Below are 26,803 nucleotides of genomic sequence, written 5' to 3'. Positions count from 1 at the left end.
GTCGGACACGAATTCAACAGCTTGTCGGCGGTGCCGATGTACACCCGCAATCGGAGAGCTTCCCTCGAAACGGCAAGGCGCCGTGTTCGAACAGCAGCCACTTGGGAAATATCAATTGAAGGCGATGATGCGATCCAGGTCGCTGAACGGCTGGACGCCGGCAAGCAGGGCGCGCGCCTCGTCTTCATCCTTACGGATCTGTGCGACCAGCGGGTCGAGACCGTCGAACTTCAGTTCGGGGCGGAGATAGCCGAAGAAGGACACCGAACAGACCTGACCGTATAGATCGCCGCTGAAATCGAAGACGAAAGTCTCGAGCAGCGGCGCACCATTATCGGTCACCGTCGGACGCCGGCCGTAACTGGCAACGCCATCGCGGATGATGCCATCGGCCGTTCGGAAACGAACTGCATAAATGCCCGCTCTCAGCGATATCTCGGCCGGGAGCTGCATGTTTGCCGTCGGGAAGCCAAGCGTGCGACCGAGCTTCTCACCGCCAATGACAGGCGCCTGAACGGTATAGCGATAACCAAGCAGTCCGGCGGCCTGAGCGACATCTCCCTCGGCCAGCAGCGTGCGAATGCGGCTCGACGAGATGACCTCGGTGTTTTCGTCGCGGAAGGCATCGATCAGCGTCACACCGAAGCCGTTATGGCTGCCGGCATTCATCAGGAAGGCTGGACCGCCCTGGCGATCATGACCGAAATGGAAATCAAAACCGGTGACGACCTCCGAGGCATGCAGCCAGTCGATCAGGATCGAATGGACGAATTCATCCGCTGAACGCTGCGAGAAGGCGCGATCGAAAGGATATTCGATGACGGCGTTGAAGCCGAGCGCTTCCAAAAGACGGGCTCGAAGCGGCGCCGGCGTCAGACGAAAAACCGGCTGATCGGGCTTGAAGACGGTGCGCGGATGCGGCTCGAAGGTCAGCACCAGAGCCGGCACGCCGCGCTCCCTGGCGATCTCCAACGCGCGCGTCAGCACAGACTGATGGCCGCGATGCACGCCGTCGAAATTGCCGATGGCGACCACGCCGCCCTTCAAGGCGTCGGGAAGCGGCTCGCGGGTCTCGTTGCGATGGAAAACGGTCATCGACTGCCACTCTCCTCAGACAAGGCGCGACATCCACCACTTCGGCGAGGCTTGCTCGCGCGCCAGGAAGGCGCCGAGAGCGGCCTCATCCGTGTGTCCCTCGACGACATATTCGCGGGCGTGGATGCCATGGCTGATATAAAGAAGATCGAGACCGTAATCGAGTGCGCCGCGCACGTCGGTCGGCATGCCGTCGCCGATCGCCACCACGCGCGACAGCGGAAACTCGCTCTTGACCTCGCGGGCGGCGGCAATCGCCGCGTCATAGATCGGCTGGTGCGGCTTGCCGGCGATGCGCGTCCGGCCACCGAGACGCTCGTAATAGGCAGCCATGGCGCCGGCGCAGGGGATCATGCGATGGCCGCGCTCGACGACGAGATCGGGGTTGGCACAGATGAGCGGCACATTGCGAGCGGACCAGGCCGTCAGCATATCGGTGTAGTCGTCAGGCGTTTCGGTCTCGTCGTCGAAGAAGCCGGTGCAGACGATGCTTTCAGCCTCGCCGGCGTCGACACGCTGAACGTCAAGGCCTTCGAGGATGCCGGTGTCACGCTCCGGACCGAGCAGGAACACCTTCTTCGGTCCCTCCGCGATCAGCTTGCGGGTGACATCGCCCGAGGTGATGATGCGATCATAGACGCTATCGGGAACACCGATTGCTCTCAGCTGCTCGACGACCTTCGGAGCGACGCGCGGAGAATTGGTGATGAGGACGACCGCAAGACCTTCGCCTCGGGCGGCTTCGAGCGCGACGGAGGCTTCCTTATAGGCGGTGACGCCGTTATGGAGCACGCCCCAGACATCGCAGAGCGCAACATCATAAAGTCCGCCGATGTCGCGAAAGCTCTCGATCCGTTTGCCCATGCCGTCCTCACATCAAATAAATCACGGGCTGACATCGCAAACCGGCCGGCAAATTACAAGAGCGGCGCGCAAGGTTTTTGCGGCGCACAAGGCCCCGGAAGCCGGAATAGGCAAGGTCTGCAAGCGGCAAAATGAACCTGGCGAGGTAGAGAGGTGATGACCCAGAAACGGCGTAATCGTGCCCCTCCTCACGAGATCAAAATGAAGGAGTCTTTGCAACGACATGCCACGCTGCGACGCCATGGGCGTTAATCATCCCCCAAACAAGCCGATGCCCGCCGCAAAAAATTCACAGTGCTGTTCTTGACTCGTCTGGAAGCCATCCCTAAATCACCGTCGCTAGCACTCGCAGAGGATGAGTGCTAACAAAGTCCATACGGATCCCCCGCTGATCCGTGAATGTCATTTGATCGAGGGATTAGACAATGGCAAGCACCAATTTCCGCCCCCTTCATGACCGCGTCGTCGTTCGTCGCGTCGAGTCGGAAGAAAAGACCAAGGGTGGCATCATCATTCCCGATACCGCCAAGGAAAAGCCGCAGGAAGGCGAAATCGTCGCCGTCGGTTCCGGCGCTCGTGACGAGTCCGGCAAGGTCGTAGCACTCGACGTCAAGGTTGGCGATCGCGTTCTGTTCGGCAAGTGGTCGGGCACCGAAGTCAAGCTCAATGGCGAAGACCTTCTCATCATGAAGGAAGCCGACATCATGGGCATCATCGGCTAATTTAGCCGGTTCCCTTTTCCGATAAAGCTGACGGGCGACAAGCCCGGAAAACGCGAATTCAGGAGTTCCAAACATGGCAGCTAAAGAAGTAAAATTCGGCCGCAGCGCCCGCGAAAAGATGCTTCGTGGCGTCGATATCCTCGCTGACGCAGTAAAGGTCACGCTCGGCCCGAAGGGTCGTAACGTCGTTATCGACAAGTCCTTCGGCGCTCCGCGCATCACCAAGGACGGCGTTTCCGTCGCCAAGGAAATCGAACTCGAAGACAAGTTCGAAAACATGGGCGCCCAGATGGTCCGCGAAGTTGCTTCGAAGACCAACGACGTCGCCGGTGACGGCACCACCACTGCAACCGTTCTCGCCCAGGCCATCGTTCGCGAAGGCGCCAAGGCTGTTGCAGCCGGCATGAACCCGATGGACCTGAAGCGCGGCATCGACCTCGCGGTTGCAGAAGTCGTCAAGGATCTCCAGGCCAAGGCCAAGAAGATCAACACCTCGGAAGAAGTTGCCCAGGTCGGCACGATCTCCGCAAACGGCGAAAAGCAGATCGGTCTCGATATTGCTGAAGCCATGCAGAAGGTCGGCAACGAAGGCGTCATCACGGTTGAAGAAGCCAAGACCGCCGAAACCGAACTCGAAGTCGTCGAGGGCATGCAGTTCGACCGCGGCTACCTCAGCCCCTACTTCGTAACCAACCCGGAAAAGATGATCGCCGACCTCGAAGACGCGTTCATCCTGCTCCACGAGAAGAAGCTCTCGAACCTGCAGGCCATGCTTCCGGTTCTCGAAGCCGTCGTTCAGACCGGCAAGCCGCTCCTCATCATCGCTGAAGACGTCGAAGGCGAAGCTCTTGCGACCCTCGTCGTCAACAAGCTGCGCGGCGGCCTGAAGATCGCTGCTGTCAAGGCTCCTGGCTTCGGCGACCGCCGCAAGGCCATGCTGGAAGACATCGCCATCCTGACGGGCGGCACTGTCATCTCCGAAGACCTCGGCATCAAGCTCGAGTCCGTCACCCTCGACATGCTCGGCCGTTCCAAGAAGGTTTCGATCTCCAAGGAAAACACCACGATCGTCGACGGCGCTGGCGCCAAGTCCGACATCGAAGGCCGCGTTGCCCAGATCAAGGCTCAGATCGAAGAAACCACCTCCGACTACGACCGCGAAAAGCTGCAGGAACGTCTTGCCAAGCTCGCTGGCGGCGTTGCCGTGATCCGCGTTGGCGGCTCGACGGAAGTCGAAGTGAAGGAAAAGAAGGACCGCATCGACGACGCTCTCAACGCGACGCGCGCTGCTGTTCAGGAAGGCATCGTACCGGGCGGCGGTATCGCTCTCCTGCGTTCTTCTACGAAGATCACCGCCAAGGGTGAAAACCAGGATCAGGAAGCTGGCGTCAACATCGTTCGCCGCGCCCTGCAGTCGCTGGTTCGCCAGATCGCTGAAAACGCTGGTGACGAAGCTTCGATCGTTGTCGGCAAGGTTCTCGAAAAGAACGAAGACAACTACGGCTACAACGCCCAGACGTCTGAATTCGGCGACATGATCTCCATGGGCATCGTCGACCCGGTCAAGGTTGTTCGTACGGCTCTGCAGAACGCAGCTTCGGTTGCTTCGCTGCTGATCACCACCGAAGCCATGATCGCTGAACTGCCGAAGAAGGATGCCCCTGCTGGCATGCCGGGCGGCATGGGCGGCATGGGTGGAATGGACATGATGTGATAGGCCAACGGCCTGTCGCGATTGTTTAATCCGACCTCCGGAATTGATGAAGGGCGGCCCTCGGGTCGCCCTTTTTAATTGCGCCTGAATTGTACAAATACAATTCCGGCAAGGTTCTATCGTGTTGCAAATTTTGCAACTTGCCCATTGCTGTTTTCGAAAAAGCCCCTATAACTCGCAGCGCAGTGATTTTGGAGAGTTAGCTGCAATACACGCAATTTTTACTTCTTTTGGACAGGCTTAACCTGCGGCTTGGTATGTTCATGACCTTGGGCGCTGGCGCTGTCCGGATTTATTACTTGAAATGACTTCATAGACTGGAGCGCCATCCCGAAGAGCATTGTCGACAGCGGATCAGCGGAGGCAGTCTCCGCCATGAGCAGCGACGCAAAATGCGGGGAGACCTTCCATCCGGAGAGATATGGAATTGAAGTGAAGCGCGCGGGGGGACCATGCGCTCATGTGGGGATCATCTTGTTCAAGATTGCCAAGGCCAATTTTTCCGCACCATTTGCTCCCGGCTCGCTGGAGTTCGAAGGCCATGACCCCGATCTTCTGGCGCAGTTCTGTGTTTCCGAGGGATGGACGGGCGATCTTTCAAGCGGAATCATCAAACTTGGGCAGTGGAGCACGATGCTGCACGGGCTGAGCTCTTCGGAATGCGGCCTGCTAAGCCTCATGCATTGCTATGATCCGCACGATCGAGCGCGTATCCTCGATCTCTTCGAGCAGGCGGCAACGGCCAACTCCTCCTTCTGTTATTCCACCACGACCCTCGGCACCGGCAGTCATCGCCAGCCGGTCTTCTGCGTCGGCGAATCCGTTGCTGCCGACAAGCAACATGCCGGCAGCATGGTCGGCGTCTTCCTGTTTCCACGCTTCAAGCTGGAACCGGGCAGCCAACTCGCCACCCGGCAGTAAACGGCTGTCGGCTATGGTCAGGCGAGTCCGCCTGGCCAGCACCGGGTTCAACCTAATCAATCCCGCTTGGGAATACTCAGGCCACGCTGGCTTGCCGGGCGCGCAAGGGCGCGGTCCAGCCAGGCCATGACCGAGGGGAAGCTTTCGAATTCCAGAACTTCGCGGCCGCCATAGAAGACGTCGACGCCGCGAACCCAGGGGAACGTGGTGATGTCGGCAATGGTGTATTCGTCGCCCATGATCCACTCACGGTCTTTCAGGCGCTCTTCCAGCACACCGAGGAGACGCTTGGCCTCGTCGCGATAGCGCTCGACCGGATAGGAGTTATTGGCCACCTTCTCAGCGGCGAATTTGAAGAAGTGGCCGAACTGACCGAACATCGGGCCGACGCCGGCCATCTGGAAGAAGACCCACTCCAGCGTCTCGTAGCGCCTGGCCGCATCACTCGGCATGAGCTTGCCGGTCTTCTCCGCCAGATAGACCAGGATAGCGCCGGATTCGAACAGACCGATCGGCTTGCCGTCGGGACCATTGGGATCGATGATCGCAGGAATGCGGCCGTTCGGATTCAGCGACAGGAATTCCGGGGATTTCTGGTCATTCGTGCCGAAGGAGATGAGATGCGGCTCATAGGCCAGACCGAGCTCCTCCAGCGCGATCGAGACTTTGACGCCATTCGGCGTAGGCAGGGAATAGAGCTGGATGATGTCCGGATTGCTGGCAGGCCAGCGCTTCGTGATCGGGAAGGACGACAGATCGGCCATGGGCTAGCTCCTGAAAACCATGATTTGACAACTGATTTGGCGCCACCATAGCCGATATGACTGGTATGGGAAGAGCGATCTAGGCGGATCATTGTTCAATGATTGTGAACTAATTGTGCGCAGTTGTTTATCTTTTCAACCGATTAAAAATCGCGAATATCTCACTCCAGAAATTCTCGCCACCCGGCCCGAACCGAATTGACTGGAGATCGTCATGTCCAATACCAACAACATCATCATTCTTGTGGCGCGCATTCTGCTCGCCTTCATGTTCATCTTTGCCGGCTTCGGCAAGCTGACCGATCCAGCTGGCACAGCTGGCATGATCGCCGGCGCCGGCATGCCGGCTGCAACGCTGCTCACCTATCTTGCCGGCACGTTTGAATTCGTCACCGGCGTCTGCGTGCTGATCGGCTTCCAGGTCCGCATCGTCGGCTGGCTGCTCGCCGCCTTCTGCGTCTTCACCGGCATCGTGTTTCATCTGCCGACCGTCAATGTTCCGGACTTCCCGGCTGCCGCCAACGGCTGGATCAACGGCCTGAACTTCGTGAACTTCCTGAAGAACGTCACGCTGGCCGGCGCCTACATCATGCTCGCCACCAACGGCGCAGGCGTCTACTCGGTCGACGCACGCCGTGGTGCCTACGCAGCCGCCTAAGCGTTACATATCTCCCGAGACAAAAGGCCCGCCGGAATTCCGGCGGGCCTTTTTACGTCAAATCGTCGAGAAATCAGAGTGCGCTGCGCACTGCCGATATGATGCGCTCAACCATCGGGTCGCCTTCATGGCTCGGCTTGCGGGCGCGCACCAGACAAGCCTCCGAACGCAGGATGATCCCGTCCGACAGAACCTTCAGATGGTTTGCTCTAAGAGTCGAACCGGTGGAGGTGATGTCGACGATGATGTCGGCAGAGCCGGCAGCAGGCGCGCCTTCCGTAGCACCGAGACTTTCGACGATGCGGTAGAGCTGGATGCCGTGCTGGCTGGAGAAGAACTGCTGCGTCAGCCGCCAATATTTCGTCGCGACCGTCAGCCTGTGGCCATGACGCGCACGGAAATCGGCGGCGACATCGCCAAGGTCAGCCATGGTATCGACATCGAGCCAGATCTCCGGCACGGCAACGACCACATCGGCGTGGCCGAAGCCAAGTCTTGCGCAGAACTCGACGCGGCGATCGGCCTCTGCCATGCCTTCGCGCACGAGGTCTTCGCCGGTAATGCCGAAATCGACGCTGCCATTGCCGATCTCTCGCGAGATTTCCGAGGCAGACAGGAAGGCGATCTCGACGCCATCCCAACCTTCGACACGGCCGCGATAGGAGCGATCGTTACCGACGGCGACGATCGGCATGCCGGCGCGCTCGAAAACGGCCGAGCAATCGTCCTTCATGCGGCCCTTGGAGGGAAGCGCTATCGTGATGGTCATCAGGCTGCCCTCGCGGTTTCGATGCGGTCGAGCCAGAGCGCGAAGCCGACGGCCGGGATATGATCCTTGGCGCCGAGCAGGGTCATCAGCCGGTCGAAGCGGCCGCCACCGGCAAGCACCGCGCTCGATCCTGCCACCATCACTTCAAAGACAAGGCCGGTATAGTAGTCGAGAGGACGGCCGAAGGCAGCGCGATAGTCGATCTTCGAGACATCGACACCGGCATCGGCCAATGCCGCGACACGCGCCTCGAAATTCTTCAGAGCCGCGCCAAGCTTCAAGCCTGCTGCATCGGCAAAACCGGCCAGCGCCGCGGAAGCATCCGCCAGCGGCACGCTCAGAGACAGAAACTCTTCCAGCACGCGAAAGGCAGCATCGTCGAGCCGTGTTTCCGACAGCACCAGCTTCTCGCGAAGGCGGCGGGCGATCTCCTGCGGCGAGCGGCTGGCATTGGTGGAATAGCCGGTTGCCTGCATGGTGGCGTCGATATGCCTGACCAGCCCCTGCTCGTCGCCGCGAGAGAGGAAATCCAGCACATGCGCATCGAGCCCGGTGACGGGCTGCGGACTTGCAAGATGCGCCAGCAGGGTTTCGAGCTGCATCATGTTGCCAAAGGCGTGGATCAGCCGCTTCTGCCAGCCGGACGGCAGCCCGAGCGCCTGCACCACGGCCTCGAACACGGCCTGATCACCCAGCGTCACCGAGAGCGGCTTGCCTGGAACGAGCCGGTTCAGGATACCGATGGCATCGCCGATGGCGCGAGCATCGGCACTGGCCGTATCACGATCACCCAGATCCTCGATACCGGCCTGATAGAATTCATGGCCGCCTTCGCGGCGCTGACGAAAGATCTCGCCGAGATAGGAATAGCGCTTCGGCGTGCCGGTGGCTGTTTCGATATGGCGCAGGCAGACCGGAATGGTGAATTCCGGACGCAGGCAAAGGCTGGCGCCGGTCTCGCTTTCGGTCATGAAGATGCGCCGGCGAAGATCCTCGCCGGCCATATCGAGAAAGGGTTCGGCCGGCTGGATGATGGGTGTGTCCACCCTCTCCGTCCGGCGACCGGCAAACTCATCCAGCAGATCGCCGGCAAAATCCGGAAGATTGATCAGGGGCATCAGCCCACCCTCTTCCGGTCTTCCGCCTGTGCCGCGAGCATCGCCTTGACCTTCTCGATCAGCTCGGCTTCCGGCACGGTTTCCTGCGCCACGCGGGCTTCGCGCCAGCTGGCATTGTCCTCGATCTCGCCGGAGAGGCGCTTGCCCTCGATCAGATCCTTGAGCTGGACGACACCCTGGGCACGCTCATCGCCGCCCTGGATGATGGCGATCGGGCAGCCACGGCGGTCAGCATATTTCAGCTGGTTGCCGAACTTCTTCCAGTTGCCCTGGAACATTTCGGCGCGGATGCCGGCAGCGCGAAGCTGCTGCGTGAAGCGCTGGTAACGCCCCATGGCCTCAACATCGCCATCCATGACGGTGACGAGCACTGGCTCGATCACCTCGTCCATGCCAAGCTTGCCGAGATTCTTCAGCGCCGTCATCAGACGCGAGACGCCGATGGAGAAGCCGGTGGCCGGCACCGGCTGACCCATGAAGCGCGAGACGAGCCCATCATAACGACCGCCGCCGCCGACCGAACCGAAGACGACCTTTTCGCCCTTCTCGTTGGTGACGTCGAAGGTAAGCTCGGCCTCGTAGACCGGACCGGTATAATATTCGAGGCCGCGCACGACGGACGGATCGATCTTGATACGATCCGATTGATAGCCGGCGCTAGTGACGAGGCTGCCGATGAAATTCAGCTCTTCGACACCTTCGCCGCCATTGGACGTGCCGGCGACGAGCTCGGCAAGCTGAGCCGCACTTTCGGCATAGTCCTTGATGCCGACGAAGAAGAGCACCTTCTCGGTCTGATCGCTGTTTAGGCCGGCGCCCTTGGTGAAGTCGCCGGATTCATCCTTGCGGCCGGGACCAAGCAGCAGCGCCACGCCTTCGGGGCCGAACTTGTCGAGCTTGTCGATGGCACGCAGCACATTCAGTCGCTGGGCGGCCTTGTCATCACCGCCGAGGCCAATGGCTTCCAGCACGCCGTCGAGAACCTTGCGGTTGTTGATGCGCACAACATAGTCACCGCGCTTGATACCCAGCGCCTCCAGCGTGTCGGCCATCATCATGCACATCTCGGCATCCGCCTGCACGCCCGGCGCGCCGACGGTATCGGCATCGAACTGCATAAACTGGCGGAAGCGGCCCGGGCCTGGCTTTTCGTTGCGGAACACATAGCCGGCGCGATAGGTGCGGTAAGGAAGCTGGATCTCGTTGAAATTCTCGGCGACATGACGGGCAAGCGGCGCCGTCAGATCGTAGCGCAGCGACATCCACTGCTCGTCGTCATCCTGAAGCGAGAACACGCCCTCGTTCGGCCGGTCGCTATCGGGCAGGAACTTGCCGAGCGCATCGGTATATTCGAACAGCGGCGTTTCGATAGGATCGAAACCATAATGCTCGTAGACTGCCCGTATCTTGGAGGTCATCTCGTTGACGGCGCGAATGTCGGTGGCCGAACGATCGACAAAGCCACGCGGCAGGCGGGCCTTGAGCTTCTGCGGTTTCTTTTGTTTGTCGCTCATCTCTAGGGTAATCCGGTATGGTAACAGTCGCGGTTAACTAGCGGATTGGGCTGAATGCGGCAAGGATTGTTGTATGTTGTCGGCCGACAAAACGGACAAAACCAGACAAGGTGACATAGATACCATGCCACGCGCGATCGTTTTGAAATGCACGGATGATACCGCCGCGCCGGTTCTGGATCTCTGGCGGGAGGCAAGCAGGTTCGAAACCACCCCGTCGATGCAGGCGCTGAACTATCCGCCGCACCTGACGTTTGCTGTCTACGAGAACGTCGCTGTTTCCTCGCTTGTCGCCGCCGCTCAAAAGACCTTCGCAAACTTACCGCCACTATCGATCGAGTTTTCGGGGATCGACCATTTTCCGAACGAGATGCTGGTGCTTTGGGCACGTCCTTCAGACGATCGTGTTCTGAGGCAGATACACCGGGCCATTCACGACGAGATCGATCCTGCGCTTTGCCACGAGCACTCCCGCCCGGATCGCTGGCAGCCGCATTGCACCATTGCGATGAAGATCCCTGCAAGCGCGGCAGAACAGGCTCTGACATGGGCGGCGGCAACGCCCGCCCAATTTACGCTCACTTTCGATGCGGTGGATTGCGTAAGCTTCCCGCCCGTCGAAATCTTGAGAGAAGTCAAACTGCTGCCTTGATCGGCTTTCAGTGTCCAGACGATGCAATTTGCGCTTGCCTTCGCGGTCGGCGTGGCTAGGTTCGTGTTCATGCGCTTCTTTGCGATCCTGACGATGGTAGTTGCCTGGCTGTTCTATGGTGCCATGCCGGCGCTGGCGAACTGTCCCATCTGCGATTCCGGATCTGCAATGCCTGTCGTATCAAGCGTGAGCATGCATGAAGGCATGGCCGGTATGCCTGGCATGACGGGCGATGGTGACATGGCACAGCATCAGGAAAAGAAGCCGGAGAACCCTTGCGCCGGCGGCATGACGCATGTTGCATCCTGCGCCGCCTGCCTTGCCTTGACGCCGGCTCTTGTGGCGGAAGGCGGCAAGCATGCCGTCTCCTATCCGGCACCCGCGCCCGGCCAGCGTCTTGCCGACTCTCGGCCGCAGCCGACGCCGCCCCCTCCCCGTTTCGCCTGACGATCATCTGCTTTCATTCAACGAGCGGCTGTCCGCTCAAAATCACATACCGTCCAGAAACGGAGAGAATACCTATGTCTACGTCTAAATCGCTGATCCTCGCCGGCGCATTCGCCTTTGCCATCGCCCTTCCTGCCCTTGCCGACGACATGCAGGGCATGGATATGAGCAAGCCGATGGGCGACCAGGGCGCCTCCAGCAAGGCTTACAACGATGCCATGGGCAAGATGCACAAGGACATGATGATCCACTACAGCGGCGACGCCGATGCCGATTTTGTCCGCGGCATGATCCCGCATCATCAAGGCGCGATCGACATGGCGAAGATCGAACTGAAATACGGAAAAGATCCCGAACTGCGCAAACTGGCGCAAGGCGTCATCACCGCGCAGGAAGCCGAGATCAAGGAAATGAACGCCTGGCTGAAGAAGCACGGCAAATAAGTCAACTCATCACGGGAGGCGGCATCCGTGCCGCCTCTTTACTGTCCGGGAAGCGGACGACGGAATACGCCATCCAGCCAATCGGAAACTGTACGGATGCGAACAAGCTGACGAAGCTCGGCATGGATGAGCAGCCATATTTCCCGCTGCGGCGGATTACTGTCGCTGCTATCGACGCGACAAAGACCGCCGGCATTTCCCGCCAGGATATTCGGCAAGAGTGCGCGTCCTAGTCCCGCAGCGGCAGCCTGAAGCAAAGCTTCGGCGTCGTTGACGGCAAGCGGGCTGGAACGGCCTGACTTTTCCGCCTGCGCGGCAATCCAGCCCGCGTGCGGCAGATGCGCCATGGCCTCCTCATAGACGATCCAGGGTAAATCCTCCGCCTGCCTTTCCTGCCCAACGGCAACGTAGACGGCATAGTCCAGCGTCGCTATCCGCCTGGCGACGACCCTTCCATTGGCCAGATCGGCGGGTCTGGCAAGGCGCAGCGCCATGTCCGCCTCGCGCCTGGTCAGGTTGAAATTTCTGGAATCGCCGATGAGTTCCAATTGCAGGCCGGAATGCTGAGCCAGCAGGCTGGGCAGCGAGGGGATCAACAGCCGACTGATGAAGGATGGCGCCGCGGTAAGCCGTACCTTACCGAGTGCCATCGGATCTGCCGCATCCAACGCACCCGACAGCGCCATGATTTCGGCCTCGATCGTCTCGGCCTTCGCCACAGCGATCTCGCCCGTCGGCGTCGGCGACAGGGCGCCGCCTTTATCGCGCGAGAACAGTATCGTGCCGAGGCGGATCTCCAGGATGCGCAGGCGGCGCCCGACCGTTGTCGCATCCGTCCCGAGCGCCCTGCCCGCTGCAGCAAAGGACCCACCCCGCGCAAGCGCCAGAACGTGACGCAGATCGTTCCAATCGATATCCTGCAATTTTGCAGCTCCTGACGGCAAACTTACCGCGTGCATCGGCATTATTGCAGCTTTAGACTGGGAATATCCAGCAAGGAGATGACAATGACCCTGTTCGCAGTTCTGTTCGAGGACGATCAGCAAAACGCCGCCGCGATCCGCAAGGAATATCTGCCGCGCCACTTCGCCTTTCTGGAGGCGAATGCCGTGTCCATCCGAACGGCCGGACCGCTCAGCCGGGAGGGTGATGCTTTTGCCGGCGGCCTATGGCTCGTCGAAGCGGAGAACGCCGCCGACGTTGATCGGCTGGTGAAGGAAGACCCATTCTGGTCGGCGGGCCTGCGCCAGTCCGTGCGGGTCTTCAGATGGAACCAGGTATTTGCCGAGGGCACCCTCCTCTAGCCGAAGCACCGTCACGCGCTCAGTCCATGATTCCGGGCAGGCGCGCGGCAAGCAGGTCGATGATCACGCGCATCTTCAGCGAAAGCTGCGGCACCTGCGGCCAGACGGCATAGACGTTGACGGGCCGGCTGGAGACATTGAGCACCGGCATGAGTTTGCCCACGTGTACATAGTTCCGTACCAGCCAGCAGGGTAGCCAGGTAATGCCCATTCCGGCGGCGGCGGCATCCGCAATGACCTCCAGATCATCGAACCGCAACCGCGTTTGCGGAAAATAGTCGAGGGCCGCGCCGTCATCCTGCAGGAAGGTCCATCTCTTCGCCTCGCCCGATCTCGCATAGACGACGAGATCATGGTCGGCGAGATCGGCAACGGTCTGCGGCATCCCTCTTGCAGCCAGATAGGCTGGCGAAGCGCATAGCGTCATGTGATGGAAGGCGATCTTGCGCGCGGCAAGTCCGGCCTCGTCTCGCAGCACGCCGTTGCGAATGGCAAGATCGAATCCCTCGTCAAAAAGGTCGACCACACGATCGCTGAAGGAGAGATCCAGTTCGAGCTTCGGGTGCATGCGGGCCAATTCCAGCAGCAGCGGCGTAAGGCAGCGGCGACCGAAGAGAACCGGCATGGAGATGCGCAGGCGTCCGGTGACCTCGCGCTTGCCCGATTCCAGCATGGCCTCGCCGGATTGTATCTCGTCCAGCGCCCGCCGGCAGCGCTCGTAAAAGGCTTGGCCCTCATCCGTCAGGCTCTGCATGCGGGTGGTGCGGTGAAACAGGCGCACATTCAGCCGCCGCTCCAATTTGGCGATGGTTTTGCCGATCGCCGAGCGAGACAGGTTCATGCGCGCCGCCGCTGCCGAAAAGCCGCCGGCCTCGACTGCTTCCACGAATTCCGGAATGCCGTTGAGCATGTCATTCATAACGATTGCTTCCTAAAAGGAACCAGTTAGCAGAAATAATATCGCCACTGGCGAATGAAAAGCAACGATATGCTCCGTCCATTGCTTCCAATTCCTCTCAGGAGATCATGATGACCAAGACCATGAAGCGCTGGACTCTCGATACGGTCGCCATCGGCGCTCCCTTGAACCTCACGGAGACGGCGGTACCTAAGCCCGCGCGCGGCGAAGTGCTTGTGCGGGTCAAAGCCGTTTCGCTGAACTACCGCGACAAGCTCGTGCGCGAGACCGGCATGGGCCTGCCGCTGCAATTTCCCTTCGTGCCGGCGTCCGATATGGCAGGCGTGATCGAAGCGGTGGGAGACGACGTGACCAGATTTGCCGTGGGCGATCGGGTCATTTCCACCTTCCATCCCGGCTGGATCGACGGCAAGCCGCTCGGCGATGCCCGCACACCTCCCTACAAGACGCTCGGCGGCTTCTATCCCGGCGTGCTCTCGGAATATATCGCCATGCCGGAAGGCTGGCTCGTCTCGGCGCCTCAGAGCCTCGATTATGCCGAGGCAAGCACTTTGCCCTGCGCTGGCCTGACGGCATGGTTCGCGCTGGTGGAACGCGGCAAGATCAAGCCCGGCGACAGTGTGCTGGTGCAGGGAACCGGCGGCGTGGCGCTGTTCGGCCTGCAGATCGCCGCCGCTCAGGGCGCCGAGGTCTTCGTGACCTCATCGGGGCCGGAGAAGCTCGCACGGGCAAAGGCTCTCGGCGCCCACCACGGGATCGACCGAAACAAAAGCGATTGGGTGGAAGAAGTCTATCGCCTCACCAACGATCAGGGCGTCGACCATATCATCGAAATCGCCGGCGGGCCGAACTTCGGCCAATCGCTGAAGGCGGTGGCGCCTCACGGCCGGATTTCCGTCATCGGCGTCCTTGAGGGTTTTGACATCTCCGGTCCAGCGGCACCGTTGCTGCTGAAGTCCCCCACCGTGCAGGGCATCGGCGTCGGCCATCGCCGCTCGCTCGAAGACTTCGTGCGTGCGGTCGACAGCATCGGCCTGAAGCCCGTCATCGATCATCGCTATGCGCTCGGGGAGGTACCGGCCGCCTTCGATCATCTCGATCGCGGCCCCTTCGGCAAGATCGTCATCGAGCTTTGATACCAGCCGGGCCGCAGCGGATGGCAGCGGCCCGGCCTCTGCAAGATATCAAGCCTTCGGCTCGAACGGCTGCGGCACGCGCTGGGCGCCCTGGCGTGCAAGCATCCAGCCGGGATATTCGGGCGCAAGCGCGCTGACTTCGTCGAGCTTTGCGATATCGCCGGCATCGAGCTTCAGCTTGACGGCGGCCAGATTCTGATCGAGCTGATCGAGACGCTTGGCACCGATGATGATGCTGGTGACAAAGGGCTTCGCCAATATCCAGGCAAGCGCCACCGTGGCGACGCTGGAGCCATGCTTCTCCGCCACTTCGCGCATGGCGGCGACGCAGGCCCAGGCGCGGTCCTTGTCAACGGGCGGAAAATCGAAGCTCGCACGTCGTCCCTCGCCATTGCCGGGAGCACCCGGACCATATTTGCCCGAAAGCAGACCACCCGCCAGCGGCGACCAGACCATCAGCCCAAGCTTTTCTTCCGACATCAGCGGCACGATCTCGCGCTCCAGATCGCGGCCGGCGATGGAATAATAGGCCTGCACCGTCTCGAAGCGGGCAAAACCGCGGCGTTCGGAAATGCCGAGCGCCTTAGCGATGCGCCAGGCCTGCCAGTTGGATACGCCGACATAGCGGACCAGGCCACGCGAAACGAGATCGTCCAACGCCCGCAACGTCTCATCGATCGGGGTCACCGTATCCGTGGCATGGATCTGATAGAGATCGATGTGATCGGTCTGCAGACGGTCAAGGCTTGCCTGCACCGAGTCCATGATGTGGCCGCGCGAAGCGCCGCGGTCGTTCGGCTTGTCGCCCATGACGCCGTAGACCTTGGTGGCGATGACGACGTCCTTGCGGGGAACCTCGAGGTTTTTCAGGGCCTGACCGAGCAGCTTTTCGGAGTTGCCGAAGGAATACACATCGGCGGTGTCGATGAAGTTGACGCCGGCGGCCAGCGAGCCTTCGACGATCTTGTCTGCCAATGCCTGATCGACGTCGGCGATCGAACCCCAGAGGCTGTTGCCGGGATTGGCCTCACCGAAGGTCATCGTGCCCAGGCAAAGCTCTGACACGAACAGACCGGTATTGCCGAGTTGGTTGTAACGCATAGGAGAAAATTCCCTTGTGGTCAGCCGGAAGACACTTCCGGCCGGTGAATGCTTATCTTTTAGCTATAGATTGGCCTCGGCATGGCAGCCGCTATCGGCGCTGCCCTGGGGAGGTCATAAGACAGTCGTCGAGGCCGGGCTCTGGCACCGCAGCGATCGAGACAACAAGCACATAATGCACCGGAAACCGATTTCAACGCGAGACCTCGGATCGATCACGATGCGGTTACCAGCACTTGCTCTTGCGTCCGACCGGGCGCGGATTAGACTCCAGCCTTCATATCATGCGCAGAACGGACATACCGATGACGCAACGCCCTTTGACCACGATCGGCTTCGATGCCGATGACACGCTCTGGCAGAACGAACAGTTCTACCGGCTGACGGAGCTGCAGTTTACCGACCTTCTCGCCGATCATGCCGCAAGCGACGTCATCTCCGCACGTCTATTGGAGGCAGAGAAGCGCAATCTTCGCCACTACGGCTTCGGCATAAAAGGCTTTACCCTCTCGATGATCGAGACGGCCATCGAGATCACCGAGGGTGAAGTGCCATCGAATGTCATTGCGCAGATTCTCGATATCGGCCGTGATCTTCTCGCCCATCCCGTCGAAACCCTGCCGCATGTGCGCCAGACGCTGGAGGCCCTGTCGGGAAAATATCTGCTGGTGCTGATTACCAAGGGCGATCTTTTCGATCAGGAACGCAAGCTTGCGCAATCCGGGCTCGGCGACCTTTTCGATGCCGTCGAAATCGTCTCGGACAAGAACGCGTCGACCTATCGCCGCATCTTTTCCAAGGTGGGCGACGGGCCTGAGCGGGCGATGATGATCGGCAATTCGCTGAAATCGGACATCGTGCCGGCGCTTGCCGCCGGCAGCTACGGTGTCTTCGTGCCGCACGAGCTTACATGGTCGTTCGAGCATGTGGAGGAGCCGACCGAAGCGCCACGCTTCCGCAAGATCGGCCATCTCGGCGAGCTGCATGGCGTGATCGAAGCGTTGCTGTAACCCTTACTGTCCCTGTTTCGAACGTGGCGGAAACAGCATCGGGCCTTGATCCTTCTGCTGGTCGGCAGGCTGCTGCGTGGCCGGCGGATTGGGATCGATGAGGATTTCGTAAGGTGCCCCGAGGCCGCGCCGACGGGTGACGCGCGAATAATAAGGCTTTATCAGCCAGGTCGTATCCTCATTGACGGTGACGTCGGCGGTATTGCCATCTTCGTCCGTGCCGAAGAAGGATTCATCCTCGCTCGACGAGAGGTCGAAGATCGCCATATAGGCGTATTTGCTCTTTGAGCTAAAGGTGATCCGCACATGCTGGCCCTTCTTCAGTGGCAGCATATAGACCTTGCCCTTGCCGAATTTCGTCCAGCCAGTCAGCTTCTCGAGGACGGCCGGCAAGGCGATTTTTTCAAGCTTTTCGCCGCGATCGAGCTGCGGCAGCTGCTGTTGCTGGGTGTCGCTTTGAGCATAGGCGGCTGCGGCACCTAACAGCGCAAATATCGTCAGCGAAAGACCGAAAAGCGGAGCTCTCACGGCCGCACCAATGCGCATCGCATCGCCTCCACCTCTTTCCGGCAATAGCAGCCTTCGATGTGATCGTTGACGAGACCCATAGCCTGCATGAAGGCATAAACTGTGGTTGGACCGACAAAGGTCCAGCCACGTTTCTTCAAATCCTTCGAGATCCGCACGGAAGCGGGCGTCGTCGGATTGGCCCGGAGATGGGCAAGGTCGAAAAGCTCGGGGCGCTCGGCAGCACCCGGCTCATGGCTCCAGAAATAGCGGGCGAGCGAGCCGAATTCGTCACGCAACTCGATGGCGCGGCGGGCATTGTTGATGGTGGAGACGATCTTGCCGCGGTGACGGATGATGCCGGCATCGGCAAGGCAGCGCTCGATATCGGCATCATCGAACCTGGCGACCTTCTCGAAATCGAAGCCGGCAAAAGCGGCGCGGAAGTTCTCTCGCTTGCGCAGGATCGTCAGCCAGGAAAGGCCCGACTGGAAGCCTTCCAGGCAGATCTTCTCGAAGAGCCTGATGTCGTTGACGACCGGGCGGCCCCATTCCTCGTCGTGATAGCGCTGATATTCCGGCAGATTGCCGTGCCAGAAGCAGCGGTCCTTGCCGTCTTCGCCGGTGATGATGCCCGTTTCGGTCATTTTCGCGATTCGTCCCCTATTTCAGCGCGCGCTACCGGAAACCGGTATGCAACTATCGGATAAATTGAGATCAATCAAATGCTTAAATTCATAGGCTGACTTCGACGACCGCGCATTCCGATTCATGATTTACCACTTGCAAACCATCTTTCCAAACCAGGCGGTAACCCTGACAAAGCTTTATCGGCTTCGCGGCATTTTGATGAATAGATGTTTACCATTCGCTCGCGTGCAAGTGGCACCATGATTTCGACCGGGTGCTTTCGCGCCTATCTTCGGCCCATGTGTAGAGAGTTTGTCCGATGATGAAACATGCCGTTCTGTGTGCCGCCGGCGCCCTGAGCCTGCTTGCCTCCACCGCCTTTGCCGACGATCGTTATCAGTCGCGCCCGCCCGTCATCGTCAGTCCCGATCTGACCGCCCCCTGGGTGATGCAGCTTGGCGGCGGCAACGTGCAGCCGGTGGTCTATCCTCGCCCGATGGCCCGCCGCGCCGCCGATCCCACGATGCAGCAGCAGGCCAATCCGCAGGTACGCCAGGTCGTGCAGCCGCGCGGGCTGTTTGCGCGCCCGGCCGTGCAGCAGGTCGCCATGACCCGCCCGCAATATCCGGCGGTCCGCGGCCAGATCGATCCGCAATTCCTGCCGCAGATCGTCGACTACCAGACCAAGGAAAAGCCCGGCAGCATCATCATCGATACCAATAACCGCTTTCTCTATCTGGTGATGGATGGCGGCAAGGCCCGGCGCTACGGCGTCGGCGTTGGCAAGCCCGGCTTCGAATGGGCCGGCGCCCATACCGTGACCCGCAAGCAGGAATGGCCGGACTGGACGCCGCCCGCCGAAATGATCTCCCGCGAAGCGGCCAAGGGCCACTATCTGCCGGCACATATGGAAGGCGGCGAAGGCAATCCGCTCGGCGCACGCGCCATGTATCTCGGCTCCACGCTCTATCGCATCCACGGCACCAACGCACCCTGGACAATCGGCAATGCCGTCTCCTCAGGCTGCATCCGCCTTCGCAACGAAGACGTCATCGATCTTTACAACCGCGTGAAAGTCGGCACCCGCGTCACCGTCATGTAGTCTCGAACGACCTCGGGACCTGTGCGGCGATACTGTCCTATCGAAGGGGCAGTCTTCGCCGCGCTGGAAAGCCCCCACTATAGTTCAGACTATAGTCTGATCCTCGACAGAAGAGAGGGGTGTTCTTCCAGGCCAGCCTCCTCATCTGGCATTTTGATCTTGATCCCTTCGTCGGTTCCGGTAGTTTCCTACCGAATTCAACGAGGGGAATGCCATTATGAAAGCAGCATTGTCGATCGTGACGACAGGTGTCGTTGCGGCGTGTCTTCTTGCAGCATCGAACGCAGCGGCCTTTACCGCCTCCGCACCCTATGCGGCGCCTGCTAGCCGCGCCGATGTTGTCCAGGTCGCGATGGAGCCGCAGGGCCAGGTGAAGCCGCAATTCCAGCGGCGCATGGTGCGGCTGGCGACGAACGAGGAGCCGGGCACCATCATTATCGACACCAACAACAAGTATCTCTACCTCGTCGAAGGCGATAATCGCGCAAGACGCTATGGTATCGGCGTCGGCCGCGACGGCTTTGGCTGGTCGGGTGTCGTCAAGGTCGGCCGCAAGGCGGAGTGGCCGGGCTGGACGCCGCCGCCGGAAATGATCGTCCGTGAAGCCAAGAAGGGCCACAAGCTGCCTGCCTACCAGGAGGGCGGCGAGGACAATCCGCTCGGCGCGCGCGCCATGTATCTCTATCGCAACGGCAACGATACCGCCTTCCGCATCCACGGCACCAACCAGCCCTGGAGCATCGGCCTCAACATGTCGTCGGGCTGCATTCGCATGATGAACAAGGACGTGATCGATCTCTATGATCGTGTTCCCGTCGGCACCAAGGTCATCGTCGTCGGCCCCGGCAACAAGCAGGGCGAAGTCAGCTATCAGGATCGCGGCGTCGATGTACTGAGAACCCTGTTCGGCGGCTGATCGGGGGGTAGTTCCTACCCCTGATTCGAACACCGACTCACGGGCGTTCCAGACCATGGCATGACACCGATCATGCAGGTCAGGGGCGCCCGTTTCGCTTGCGAGGTGTCATCTTTCTCCAGGCCTGGCTGAGCTACTGTTGCGCCAGTGTTACAGCCTGAAACTTATCGCGCCGGCGTGCCGCAAAACGGCCCATTCCCTTCAGTTTAGCGTCAGTTTTCCCGCCTAAGCCGTGCTTGTTCACCCATGACTGCAATAGAAGTGTCATGGAAGCACGCTTAGATGGCAGCACTTTCGCATCCGGGGATTTCATATGCATCGTGCATTTCGCATCAAGCAGCCGGCGCTCGCCGCGCTTGCGACTTCCGCATTCATATTTGCCGCAAGCTCTGCCTCCGCAGAGATGCAATTTTCCGCTTACGGCGGCATACAGGCTGCAACAGGCAGCAATGTGACCACATCGGATGGCGCTGATTTCGACCCCAACTGGTCCGGCAAATCCTTCAAGATGCCGCCCTATTTCGGCTTCCGCGGCATCTGGTGGCTTGACCAGTTCGACAAGCCGAACTGGGGCGTGTCGCTCGATTATACCCATGCGAAGGTCTACGGCGATCTCGGCAACACGCCCGGCTGGTCGCATTTCGAGTTCACCGACGGCCTGAACATGCTGACGCTGAATGCGCTCTATCGTTTCCAGGACCCCAGCCGCAACTGGACGCCCTATGTCGGTCTCGGCGCCGGCATCAACGTGCCGCACGTCGAAGTCACGCGCGCCTCGGGCACGACTTTCGACTACCAGTTCGGCGGTGCTTCGCTGCAGGCGCAGGCCGGCGTCAGCTATCAGTTCGCCAAGCACTGGTCGACCTTCGTCGAATACAAGGGCAACTACAACTTCATCGACAATGTCTCGATCGACAGCGGCGACACCCTGAAGACCAGGGTCTTCACGCACGCGCTCAACTTCGGCGTCTCGTTCAACTTCTGAAGATCATTCGCCCGGTATTCGCAATCGATCCCCCAAACCGGTACAGGCTTGGGGGATTGTGTGCTATCATCAGGCACATGAGCTTCTTCTACTATCGTTGCGACTGGATTCATCCGGAAAGCGAGGAGCCGGTCATCGTCTATTATGAAGTCGATGTCGGTGGCGATGTTCCACGGCTCATCGACGTATTTGCCGATGGCCGCCGACATTGTATGTCGGTTGCCGATATTTCCCTGCGCGGACGTGAGATTCAACACCTGACCAGCCTAGTGGAAGGCTCGTTTTACGACGGTATCGCCGGACTGGTGGACGGCATCTTCTTCGAAGAAGGCCAGGAGCGCATCAGCATGACGCGCATCGCCGCCGACAAATTCGAGGTTGAATGGCAGGCGCACCGCCTGCCCGCCCCGGACAGGCTGCATTAGGACTGCCGAGTCTTTCTTCGAATCGCGAAAACGCTCTATCCTTTTGTTTTTACGCAATTCCAGGCGGAAAACCGCTATGCATTTTCCCGGAATTGCTTTAGGCTGCCGCTGGCTGCAGGCCCTTCAGCTTGGCCGGCATATCCCCGCCATAGGCCCAATCCAGCAATTCCACCGTATGAAGGATGGGAATGCCCGTTCCCGTGGCGATCTGCGTGATGCAGCCGATATTGCCTGTGGCGATGATATCGGCCCTCGTCGCTTCGAGATTCCGCACCTTGCGCGCCTTCAGCTCGGCCGAAATCTCCGGCTGCATGATGTTGTAGGTGCCAGCAGAGCCGCAGCACAAATGCCCTTCCGCCGGCTCCCGCACGGTGAAGCCGGCCGCCTTCAACAAGAGCTTCGGCGCCATGGTGATCTTCTGCCCATGCTGCATGGAGCAGGCGGAATGATAGGCGACAGCAATGCCGCGCGGCATATGCGAGGGAAGGTCGAGGCTTGCGAGATACTCGGTGATGTCCCTTGCGAGTGCTGAAACCCTCGCCGCCTTTTCGGCATAGGCCGGATCGAGGCGTAGCATATGCCCGTAATCCTTGATCGTCGTGCCGCAGCCCGACGCCGTGATGATAATGGCATCGAGCCCACCTGCTTCGATCTCACGCATCCAGACATCGACATTGGCGCGGGCGGCGGCAAGCGCCTGCTCCTCGCGGCCCATATGGTGGACCAGCGAGCCGCAGCAAACCTCGCCTTCCGGCGCCACGACCTCGACGCCGAGGCGGGTCAAAAGGCGGATGGTCGCCGCATTGATTTCCGGATCGAGCACCGGCTGGGCGCAGCCAGTCAAGATCGCGACGCGACCGCGCCGCTCCGCCTGCGGTGCGTGCACCCCCGGCTTGGCAAAGGGCGACGGCGCGGGAATGCTGCGCGGCGCAAGATCGAGCATGGCGGCGAAAGCCTTCAAGGCCGGAACGCGTCTCAACAGACCCTTGAACGGCCGGCCGAGGTTTGCAAGCTGCAAGGCCAGCCGGAAACGGCCGGGATAGGGCAGCACGGCAGCCAGCACGTTGCGGGTCAGCCGGTCCATCAGCGGACGCTTGTAGGTGTTCTCGACATGGACGCGCGCATGGTCGATCAGATGCATGTAATCGACGCCGGACGGACAGGTCGTCGTGCAGGCAAGGCAGGACAGACAGCGGTCGATATGCGTCACCACCTCGGCATCGGCAGGCCGGCCATTTTCCAGCATATCCTTGATGAGGTAGATGCGGCCGCGCGGGCTGTCGAGCTCATTGCCGAGCGTCACATAGGTCGGACAGGTGGCGGTGCAGAAGCCGCAATGCACGCATTTGCGCAGGATCGCCTCGGACTCGGCCACATGCGGATCGGCAAGCTGTTCGGGAGTGAAATTGGTTTGCATCGGGCAGCCCCCGTCACGCCATTTTGCCGGGGTTGAAAATCCCGGCCGGATCGAATTTTTCCTTCACGCGCGCCGAAAGCAACGCTACGGCCTCCGGCTGCGGCTGGAAAGCAGCCGTCATCGCGCGGTGAGCCGGTGTGGCGCGCATCAAGGTCGCGTGTCCGCCGCCGAGCGCGTGGATGTAGCGTCGCAGCATGTCGCCTTCCGGCTCGGCTTCCATGCGCATCCAGACAAGCCCGCCTTGCCAATCGTAATAGGCGTCCACGCCCTCCTCCAGGCGAAGGGCGGCAACGAGCTGGTGGCCCGTACCGGGCGCGACCGAGACCCGCCAGACGGGACGCGAAGTGCCATCCGCATAGGGCTTCACATTGCGGATGTCGCGCCAGAGCCTGCGGCTATCTTCCTCTTCGAGGCGTTTCACCGACCCGAGCCGGCCCATCGCGGCAGCGAGCTTCTCCCCCCTGGCTGCGACGGAGCCCGGAAGACCCTCGATGCGCAGCACCGTCGCCTCCCCTTGCGGCAGCTTGCCATCGAGAAAGGACCAGGCGACGGTGAGCGGCAAATGGGCAGCACCCGATACTTCGAGCGGCAGGGCCATGGCTGCGGCCATTGCATTGGCAGCTTCCGCATCGTTCAGGCCGGAAACGACGATCGTCTCTTCCGTCTTCGGTTTCGGCGGCACACGGAACGTCACCTCGGTCAGCAGGCCGAGCGTTCCGTGCGAGCCGGCCATCAGCTTGACCAGATCGAGGCCGGTGACGTTCTTCATCACCCGCCCGCCAGCTTTGACGATCTCCCCCCGGCCATTGACGAAGCGAACGCCAAGCAGGCTGTCGCGCGCCGCACCGCTGACGAAACGGCGCGGACCGGAGACATTGGCTGCGAAAATGCCGCCGATCGTCGGCTCGCCTTCCGTTGCCATCAGCGGCCGGTGGTCCATCGGCTCGAAGGCCATCATCTGACCGCTCTCGGCAAGGGCCGCTTCGATCTCGGCAACCGGCGTGCCGGCGCGGGCGGTCATCACCATCTCGCCCGGATTGTAGGCGACGATGCCGGCAAGGCCGCGCGATGACAGAACGGCATCGGACGCGACCGCATTGCCGAAGCCGGACCGCGTGTTGCCGCCGACGATCGCAAGAGCTGCACCGCGTACCGTATGATCACTGATGATGGAGGCCGCTTCCTCCTCAGTCCTTGGATGAAACTCGGTCATGCGGCGTTGCGTCCATCGAGCGGGAAGACCTTGGAGGGGTTGAGTATCCAGCCGGGATCGAAGGCTGATCGAACCGACATCATCTGGGCGAGATCGACATCGGCATATTGATGGCGCATCAGGTCGCGTTTCTCGATGCCGACGCCGTGCTCGCCGGTGAGACAGCCGCCAGCGTCGACGCAGAGCCGCAGGATATCATTGCCGGCCGCTTCTGCGTTGGCGGCATCCTCAGGGTCGTTGGCGTTGAAGAGGATCAGCGGGTGCATATTGCCATCGCCGGCGTGGAAGACGTTTGCGACGCGCAGACCATAGCTATCGATGATCTCAGCGGTCTTCTTCAGCACATAGGAGAGCTGGCTGAGCGGTACGGTGCCGTCCATGCAGATGTAATCGGCGATGCGGCCGGTGGCGCCGAAAGCGGATTTCCGGCCTTTCCAGATCAGGGCTGCCTCGGTTGCCGACTGGCATTCGCGCACGGTCTTGACCTTGTGATTGCGGGCGATTGCGACGATGCTTGCTAGCATATCATCCATTTCCGCTTCCGAGCCCTCGACCTCGACGATCAGCAAAGCCTCGACATCAAGCGGATAGCCGGCCTTGGCGAAGGCCTCGCAGATCTCGATCGCCGGCTTGTCCATGAATTCGATGGCGACGGGTACGATGCCGGCGGCAATGACATCGGCGACGCAGGCGCCCGCTTCCTCCGAACTGTCGAAACCGAAGAGCACCGGCCGGGCGCCCTCCGGCTTGGCAAGCAACCGCACCGTCGCCTCGGTGACGATGCCGAGCTGGCCTTCCGAGCCGCAGACGAGGCCGAGAAGATCATAGCCTGCCGCATCCAGCGCCTTACCGCCCAGATCGATGACGGTGCCGTCGGTCAGGACAAGCTTGACGCCGAGCAGATTGTTGGTCGTGACGCCGTATTTCAGACAGTGCGCGCCGCCGGAATTCATGCCGATATTGCCGCCGATGGTGCAGGCAAGCTGCGAGCTCGGGTCCGGCGCATAGAAGAAGCCGTCGGCCGAAACGCTTTCGGAAACATGCAGGTTCGTCACCCCTGCCTGAACGGTCGCGGTGCGGTTGGCATAATCGATATCGAGGATCCGGTTCATCTTGGAGAGGCCGAGAACGACGGCATCCTCCTGCGGGATGGCACCGCCGGACAGCGATGTGCCGGCGCCGCGCGGAACGACGGGAATGCCGTAGCGATGGCAGTATTTCATCACGGCCGCAACTTCCGCCGTCGAGCGCGGCAGGGCGACGGCGAGCGGCAGGCGGCGATAGGATACGAAGGCATCGGTTTCGAAGGGCACGAGCTCACGCTGCTCGTGGATCAGACATTCCGGCGGCAAAAGGTCGGTCAGATCGGCAACGATCGCGCTGCGGCGGGCCAGAACATCCGCACGCGGCTCCAGAAATGAAATGGCCTCGGCCATGCCGTCCTCCCCCTGCATCCCCTCGCGGATACAGCCTCCTTTTAACCCATTACAGGCTTAGCGCTTTCCCAAGTTTGGAGCAAATGATAAGCACTTATTCCAAAACAGGAAATAATTCTGCATGACCAATTTAGGAGATCTCGAAATCTTCGCCAGCGTCGTCGCGACCGGCAGCATGTCCCTGACCGGCCGCGCGCTCGGTTTCTCGCCCGCCGTCATTTCCAAGCGCATCAAGCGCCTGGAAGACCGGCTCGGCACTCGGCTCCTGCAGCGTACCACGCGACAGATTTCGCTGACGGAGGCAGGACAAGGGTTTTATGACCGCGTGCTTGCCATCCTCGCCGGGCTGGAAGAAGCGGAAGCCTACATTGCCGGGCGCTCCTCGCAGATGCACGGCACGCTGAAGATTTCCGCGCCGACCTCCTTCGGCCGGCTGCATATCGCGCCGCATCTGAACTCCTTCATGCAGGCCCATCCAGAACTCGCGCTCAATCTCGTGCTCAGCGACGAATTCGTCGATATCGTCGGCGGCGGCTTCGATCTTGCCATCCGCATTGCCGAACTGACCGATTCAAGCCTTGTCGCGCGCAGGCTCGCGCCGGTGCGCCGCGTGCTCTGCGCCTCGCCTGCCTATATCGACACCCATGGCCTGCCGCAGGATATCGACGATCTACGCCGGCATATCTGCCTGCCGGCGCACAATCTCGATCCGTGGCGGTTGGAAGGACCGAAAGGCAGCCTGATCTTCCGGCCCGAGGGCAGGCTCATTACCAATTCCAGCGAGGTCGTGCGCGAAGCCGTCATCGCCGGTCTCGGCATTGCGCTGCGCTCCACCTGGGATATCGGTGGGGAATTGCGCGACGGCCGTCTCGTGCAGGTGCTGCCAGCCTATGAAGGCTCGCACAATGTCACTCTGTCGGCCGTTTACCCCAGCCGGCAGTTCCTGCCGGCGAAAGTTCGCGTCTTCATCGACTTTCTGGCGGAACTTTACGGCCCCGTTCCCTATTGGGAGCGATGAGCG

The 26,803-nt window shown here is 60.8% G+C and carries 29 protein-coding genes; 15 read left to right on the top strand and 14 right to left on the bottom strand.

What is annotated here, in order from left to right:
• Positions 1 to 111: 111 nt before the first annotated feature.
• Positions 112 to 1,095: a bifunctional riboflavin kinase/FAD synthetase gene (locus ABOK31_RS01860; RefSeq protein ID WP_349957563.1), complete on the bottom strand. Its 984-nt coding sequence runs from the start codon at positions 1,093 to 1,095 to the stop codon at positions 112 to 114.
• 15 nt (positions 1,096 to 1,110) lie between these two features.
• On the bottom strand, positions 1,111 to 1,959 hold the full coding sequence (locus tag ABOK31_RS01855; protein ID WP_349957562.1) for a TIGR01459 family HAD-type hydrolase: 849 nt from the start codon (positions 1,957 to 1,959) through the stop codon (positions 1,111 to 1,113).
• A gap of 425 nt (positions 1,960 to 2,384) precedes the next feature.
• Between ABOK31_RS01855 and groES the strand changes: the two genes are divergently transcribed.
• From groES to ABOK31_RS01840, 3 genes are all read left to right on the top strand, one after another.
• Positions 2,385 to 2,681: a co-chaperone GroES gene (gene groES / locus ABOK31_RS01850; RefSeq protein WP_004109735.1), complete on the top strand. Its 297-nt coding sequence runs from the start codon at positions 2,385 to 2,387 to the stop codon at positions 2,679 to 2,681.
• A gap of 73 nt (positions 2,682 to 2,754) precedes the next feature.
• Complete coding sequence (groL, locus tag ABOK31_RS01845; RefSeq protein WP_349957561.1) at positions 2,755 to 4,395, top strand: chaperonin GroEL; 1,641 nt, start codon at positions 2,755 to 2,757, stop codon at positions 4,393 to 4,395.
• Positions 4,396 to 4,869: 474 nt separating this feature from the next.
• On the top strand, positions 4,870 to 5,316 hold the full coding sequence (locus tag ABOK31_RS01840; RefSeq protein ID WP_178133083.1) for a hypothetical protein: 447 nt from the start codon (positions 4,870 to 4,872) through the stop codon (positions 5,314 to 5,316).
• 56 nt (positions 5,317 to 5,372) lie between these two features.
• On the opposite strand, the gene ABOK31_RS01835 is transcribed toward ABOK31_RS01840, so the two are convergent.
• Entirely contained in the window at positions 5,373 to 6,080 is a 708-nt protein-coding gene (locus ABOK31_RS01835; protein WP_349957559.1) for a glutathione binding-like protein, read from the bottom strand.
• 214 nt (positions 6,081 to 6,294) lie between these two features.
• On the opposite strand from ABOK31_RS01835, the gene ABOK31_RS01830 reads away from it, so the two are divergent.
• Entirely contained in the window at positions 6,295 to 6,738 is a 444-nt protein-coding gene (locus ABOK31_RS01830; protein ID WP_174179235.1) for a DoxX family protein, read from the top strand.
• 73 nt (positions 6,739 to 6,811) lie between these two features.
• Here the strand turns inward: ABOK31_RS01830 and hisG are convergent, their stop codons facing one another.
• Genes hisG through hisS form a run of 3 tightly spaced genes read right to left on the bottom strand, consistent with a single transcriptional unit; the run spans position 6,812 to position 10,139 of the window.
• Complete coding sequence (gene hisG, locus ABOK31_RS01825; protein ID WP_174179236.1) at positions 6,812 to 7,507, bottom strand: ATP phosphoribosyltransferase; 696 nt, start codon at positions 7,505 to 7,507, stop codon at positions 6,812 to 6,814.
• Positions 7,507 to 8,625: an ATP phosphoribosyltransferase regulatory subunit gene (locus ABOK31_RS01820; RefSeq protein WP_349957558.1), complete on the bottom strand. Its 1,119-nt coding sequence runs from the start codon at positions 8,623 to 8,625 to the stop codon at positions 7,507 to 7,509. The genes hisG and ABOK31_RS01820 overlap by 1 nt, the downstream gene beginning before the upstream one ends.
• A complete protein-coding gene (hisS, locus tag ABOK31_RS01815; RefSeq protein WP_349957557.1) occupies positions 8,625 to 10,139 on the bottom strand; it encodes a histidine--tRNA ligase in 1,515 nt (504 codons plus the stop codon). The genes ABOK31_RS01820 and hisS overlap by 1 nt, the downstream gene beginning before the upstream one ends.
• Positions 10,140 to 10,263: 124 nt before the next feature.
• On the opposite strand from hisS, the gene ABOK31_RS01810 reads away from it, so the two are divergent.
• The 3 genes from ABOK31_RS01810 (at position 10,264) to ABOK31_RS01800 (ending at position 11,681) form a co-directional block, all read left to right on the top strand.
• Positions 10,264 to 10,791: a 2'-5' RNA ligase family protein gene (locus ABOK31_RS01810; RefSeq protein WP_349957555.1), complete on the top strand. Its 528-nt coding sequence runs from the start codon at positions 10,264 to 10,266 to the stop codon at positions 10,789 to 10,791.
• Positions 10,792 to 10,812: 21 nt separating this feature from the next.
• The gene (locus ABOK31_RS01805) at positions 10,813 to 11,238 is read left to right on the top strand and encodes a hypothetical protein (protein WP_349957554.1); all 426 of its coding nucleotides are present in this window, start codon (positions 10,813 to 10,815) and stop codon (positions 11,236 to 11,238) included.
• A 74-nt stretch (positions 11,239 to 11,312) separates the two neighbouring features.
• Complete coding sequence (locus tag ABOK31_RS01800) at positions 11,313 to 11,681, top strand: DUF305 domain-containing protein (protein WP_174179240.1); 369 nt, start codon at positions 11,313 to 11,315, stop codon at positions 11,679 to 11,681.
• 38 nt (positions 11,682 to 11,719) lie between these two features.
• Here ABOK31_RS01800 and ABOK31_RS01795 read toward each other — a convergent pair whose 3' ends face one another.
• Positions 11,720 to 12,604: a LysR family transcriptional regulator gene (locus ABOK31_RS01795; protein ID WP_349957552.1), complete on the bottom strand. Its 885-nt coding sequence runs from the start codon at positions 12,602 to 12,604 to the stop codon at positions 11,720 to 11,722.
• A gap of 84 nt (positions 12,605 to 12,688) precedes the next feature.
• On the opposite strand from ABOK31_RS01795, the gene ABOK31_RS01790 reads away from it, so the two are divergent.
• A complete protein-coding gene (locus ABOK31_RS01790) occupies positions 12,689 to 12,985 on the top strand; it encodes a YciI family protein (RefSeq protein WP_349957551.1) in 297 nt (98 codons plus the stop codon).
• 19 nt (positions 12,986 to 13,004) lie between these two features.
• On the opposite strand, the gene ABOK31_RS01785 is transcribed toward ABOK31_RS01790, so the two are convergent.
• Positions 13,005 to 13,904 carry a LysR family transcriptional regulator gene (locus ABOK31_RS01785; protein ID WP_349957550.1) on the bottom strand — a complete coding sequence of 300 codons (900 nt, stop codon included), beginning with the start codon at positions 13,902 to 13,904 and terminating at the stop codon, positions 13,005 to 13,007.
• A gap of 110 nt (positions 13,905 to 14,014) precedes the next feature.
• Here ABOK31_RS01785 and ABOK31_RS01780 point away from each other — a divergent pair, with 110 nt between their 5' ends.
• The gene (locus ABOK31_RS01780) at positions 14,015 to 15,040 is read left to right on the top strand and encodes an NAD(P)-dependent alcohol dehydrogenase (RefSeq protein ID WP_349959050.1); all 1,026 of its coding nucleotides are present in this window, start codon (positions 14,015 to 14,017) and stop codon (positions 15,038 to 15,040) included.
• Between the two features lie 48 nt (positions 15,041 to 15,088).
• Here the strand turns inward: ABOK31_RS01780 and ABOK31_RS01775 are convergent, their stop codons facing one another.
• On the bottom strand, positions 15,089 to 16,141 hold the full coding sequence (locus ABOK31_RS01775; RefSeq protein WP_349957549.1) for an aldo/keto reductase: 1,053 nt from the start codon (positions 16,139 to 16,141) through the stop codon (positions 15,089 to 15,091).
• A 305-nt stretch (positions 16,142 to 16,446) separates the two neighbouring features.
• On the opposite strand from ABOK31_RS01775, the gene ABOK31_RS01770 reads away from it, so the two are divergent.
• The gene (locus ABOK31_RS01770; protein WP_174179249.1) at positions 16,447 to 17,151 is read left to right on the top strand and encodes an HAD family hydrolase; all 705 of its coding nucleotides are present in this window, start codon (positions 16,447 to 16,449) and stop codon (positions 17,149 to 17,151) included.
• A gap of 3 nt (positions 17,152 to 17,154) precedes the next feature.
• On the opposite strand, the gene ABOK31_RS01765 is transcribed toward ABOK31_RS01770, so the two are convergent.
• Positions 17,155 to 17,697 (bottom strand): hypothetical protein, encoded by a 543-nt coding sequence (locus ABOK31_RS01765; protein ID WP_349957548.1) that lies wholly within the window; start codon positions 17,695 to 17,697, stop codon positions 17,155 to 17,157.
• Positions 17,676 to 18,305, bottom strand: a complete 630-nt coding sequence (locus tag ABOK31_RS01760; RefSeq protein ID WP_174179253.1) for a DNA-3-methyladenine glycosylase I — start codon at positions 18,303 to 18,305, stop codon at positions 17,676 to 17,678. Before ABOK31_RS01760 ends, ABOK31_RS01765 begins: the two co-directional genes overlap by 22 nt.
• 302 nt (positions 18,306 to 18,607) lie before the next feature.
• Between ABOK31_RS01760 and ABOK31_RS01755 the strand changes: the two genes are divergently transcribed.
• The 4 genes from ABOK31_RS01755 (at position 18,608) to ABOK31_RS01740 (ending at position 21,716) form a co-directional block, all read left to right on the top strand.
• A complete protein-coding gene (locus ABOK31_RS01755) occupies positions 18,608 to 19,390 on the top strand; it encodes a L,D-transpeptidase (RefSeq protein ID WP_174179255.1) in 783 nt (260 codons plus the stop codon).
• 217 nt (positions 19,391 to 19,607) lie between these two features.
• Complete coding sequence (locus ABOK31_RS01750) at positions 19,608 to 20,306, top strand: L,D-transpeptidase family protein (RefSeq protein ID WP_234910325.1); 699 nt, start codon at positions 19,608 to 19,610, stop codon at positions 20,304 to 20,306.
• Positions 20,307 to 20,619: 313 nt separating this feature from the next.
• The gene (locus ABOK31_RS01745; protein WP_174179257.1) at positions 20,620 to 21,291 is read left to right on the top strand and encodes a porin family protein; all 672 of its coding nucleotides are present in this window, start codon (positions 20,620 to 20,622) and stop codon (positions 21,289 to 21,291) included.
• 77 nt (positions 21,292 to 21,368) lie between these two features.
• Positions 21,369 to 21,716 carry a hypothetical protein gene (locus tag ABOK31_RS01740; RefSeq protein ID WP_174179258.1) on the top strand — a complete coding sequence of 116 codons (348 nt, stop codon included), beginning with the start codon at positions 21,369 to 21,371 and terminating at the stop codon, positions 21,714 to 21,716.
• Between the two features lie 97 nt (positions 21,717 to 21,813).
• On the opposite strand, the gene glcF is transcribed toward ABOK31_RS01740, so the two are convergent.
• From glcF to ABOK31_RS01725, 3 genes are read right to left on the bottom strand one after another with little or no spacing between them, the layout of a single operon-like run.
• Entirely contained in the window at positions 21,814 to 23,133 is a 1,320-nt protein-coding gene (gene glcF / locus ABOK31_RS01735) for a glycolate oxidase subunit GlcF (RefSeq protein ID WP_349957547.1), read from the bottom strand.
• A 13-nt stretch (positions 23,134 to 23,146) separates the two neighbouring features.
• Positions 23,147 to 24,346 (bottom strand): glycolate oxidase subunit GlcE, encoded by a 1,200-nt coding sequence (glcE, locus tag ABOK31_RS01730; protein ID WP_349957546.1) that lies wholly within the window; start codon positions 24,344 to 24,346, stop codon positions 23,147 to 23,149.
• Positions 24,343 to 25,782 (bottom strand): FAD-linked oxidase C-terminal domain-containing protein, encoded by a 1,440-nt coding sequence (locus ABOK31_RS01725; RefSeq protein ID WP_349957544.1) that lies wholly within the window; start codon positions 25,780 to 25,782, stop codon positions 24,343 to 24,345. Before ABOK31_RS01725 ends, glcE begins: the two co-directional genes overlap by 4 nt.
• Before the next feature lie 121 nt (positions 25,783 to 25,903).
• Between ABOK31_RS01725 and ABOK31_RS01720 the strand changes: the two genes are divergently transcribed.
• Positions 25,904 to 26,800, top strand: a complete 897-nt coding sequence (locus tag ABOK31_RS01720) for a LysR family transcriptional regulator (protein ID WP_174179266.1) — start codon at positions 25,904 to 25,906, stop codon at positions 26,798 to 26,800.
• The last annotated feature ends 3 nt before the right edge of the window (positions 26,801 to 26,803 follow it).

This window comes from Rhizobium sp. ZPR4, from assembly GCF_040215725.1.
Lineage (GTDB): Bacteria > Pseudomonadota > Alphaproteobacteria > Rhizobiales > Rhizobiaceae > Rhizobium > Rhizobium rhizogenes_D.
Note: the sequence above shows the minus strand (reverse complement) of the source record. Positions and strands in the feature narration are given on the sequence as shown.

Coding starts and splice junctions, on each gene's coding strand:
- ABOK31_RS01860 (WP_349957563.1), bottom strand. CDS start 1,095: ATGACCGTTTTCCATCGCAACGAGACCCGCGAGCCGCTTCCCGACGCC.
- ABOK31_RS01855 (WP_349957562.1), bottom strand. CDS start 1,959: ATGGGCAAACGGATCGAGAGCTTTCGCGACATCGGCGGACTTTATGAT.
- groES (WP_004109735.1), top strand. CDS start 2,385: ATGGCAAGCACCAATTTCCGCCCCCTTCATGACCGCGTCGTCGTTCGT.
- groL (WP_349957561.1), top strand. CDS start 2,755: ATGGCAGCTAAAGAAGTAAAATTCGGCCGCAGCGCCCGCGAAAAGATG.
- ABOK31_RS01835 (WP_349957559.1), bottom strand. CDS start 6,080: ATGGCCGATCTGTCGTCCTTCCCGATCACGAAGCGCTGGCCTGCCAGC.
- ABOK31_RS01830 (WP_174179235.1), top strand. CDS start 6,295: ATGTCCAATACCAACAACATCATCATTCTTGTGGCGCGCATTCTGCTC.
- hisG (WP_174179236.1), bottom strand. CDS start 7,507: ATGACCATCACGATAGCGCTTCCCTCCAAGGGCCGCATGAAGGACGAT.
- ABOK31_RS01820 (WP_349957558.1), bottom strand. CDS start 8,625: ATGCCCCTGATCAATCTTCCGGATTTTGCCGGCGATCTGCTGGATGAG.
- hisS (WP_349957557.1), bottom strand. CDS start 10,139: ATGAGCGACAAACAAAAGAAACCGCAGAAGCTCAAGGCCCGCCTGCCG.
- ABOK31_RS01810 (WP_349957555.1), top strand. CDS start 10,264: ATGCCACGCGCGATCGTTTTGAAATGCACGGATGATACCGCCGCGCCG.
- ABOK31_RS01805 (WP_349957554.1), top strand. CDS start 10,813: ATGCAATTTGCGCTTGCCTTCGCGGTCGGCGTGGCTAGGTTCGTGTTC.
- ABOK31_RS01800 (WP_174179240.1), top strand. CDS start 11,313: ATGTCTACGTCTAAATCGCTGATCCTCGCCGGCGCATTCGCCTTTGCC.
- ABOK31_RS01790 (WP_349957551.1), top strand. CDS start 12,689: ATGACCCTGTTCGCAGTTCTGTTCGAGGACGATCAGCAAAACGCCGCC.
- ABOK31_RS01785 (WP_349957550.1), bottom strand. CDS start 13,904: ATGAATGACATGCTCAACGGCATTCCGGAATTCGTGGAAGCAGTCGAG.
- ABOK31_RS01780 (WP_349959050.1), top strand. CDS start 14,015: ATGACCAAGACCATGAAGCGCTGGACTCTCGATACGGTCGCCATCGGC.
- ABOK31_RS01775 (WP_349957549.1), bottom strand. CDS start 16,141: ATGCGTTACAACCAACTCGGCAATACCGGTCTGTTCGTGTCAGAGCTT.
- ABOK31_RS01770 (WP_174179249.1), top strand. CDS start 16,447: ATGACGCAACGCCCTTTGACCACGATCGGCTTCGATGCCGATGACACG.
- ABOK31_RS01765 (WP_349957548.1), bottom strand. CDS start 17,697: ATGCGCATTGGTGCGGCCGTGAGAGCTCCGCTTTTCGGTCTTTCGCTG.
- ABOK31_RS01760 (WP_174179253.1), bottom strand. CDS start 18,305: ATGACCGAAACGGGCATCATCACCGGCGAAGACGGCAAGGACCGCTGC.
- ABOK31_RS01755 (WP_174179255.1), top strand. CDS start 18,608: ATGATGAAACATGCCGTTCTGTGTGCCGCCGGCGCCCTGAGCCTGCTT.
- ABOK31_RS01750 (WP_234910325.1), top strand. CDS start 19,608: ATGAAAGCAGCATTGTCGATCGTGACGACAGGTGTCGTTGCGGCGTGT.
- ABOK31_RS01745 (WP_174179257.1), top strand. CDS start 20,620: ATGCATCGTGCATTTCGCATCAAGCAGCCGGCGCTCGCCGCGCTTGCG.
- ABOK31_RS01740 (WP_174179258.1), top strand. CDS start 21,369: ATGAGCTTCTTCTACTATCGTTGCGACTGGATTCATCCGGAAAGCGAG.
- glcF (WP_349957547.1), bottom strand. CDS start 23,133: ATGCAAACCAATTTCACTCCCGAACAGCTTGCCGATCCGCATGTGGCC.
- glcE (WP_349957546.1), bottom strand. CDS start 24,346: ATGACCGAGTTTCATCCAAGGACTGAGGAGGAAGCGGCCTCCATCATC.
- ABOK31_RS01725 (WP_349957544.1), bottom strand. CDS start 25,782: ATGGCCGAGGCCATTTCATTTCTGGAGCCGCGTGCGGATGTTCTGGCC.
- ABOK31_RS01720 (WP_174179266.1), top strand. CDS start 25,904: ATGACCAATTTAGGAGATCTCGAAATCTTCGCCAGCGTCGTCGCGACC.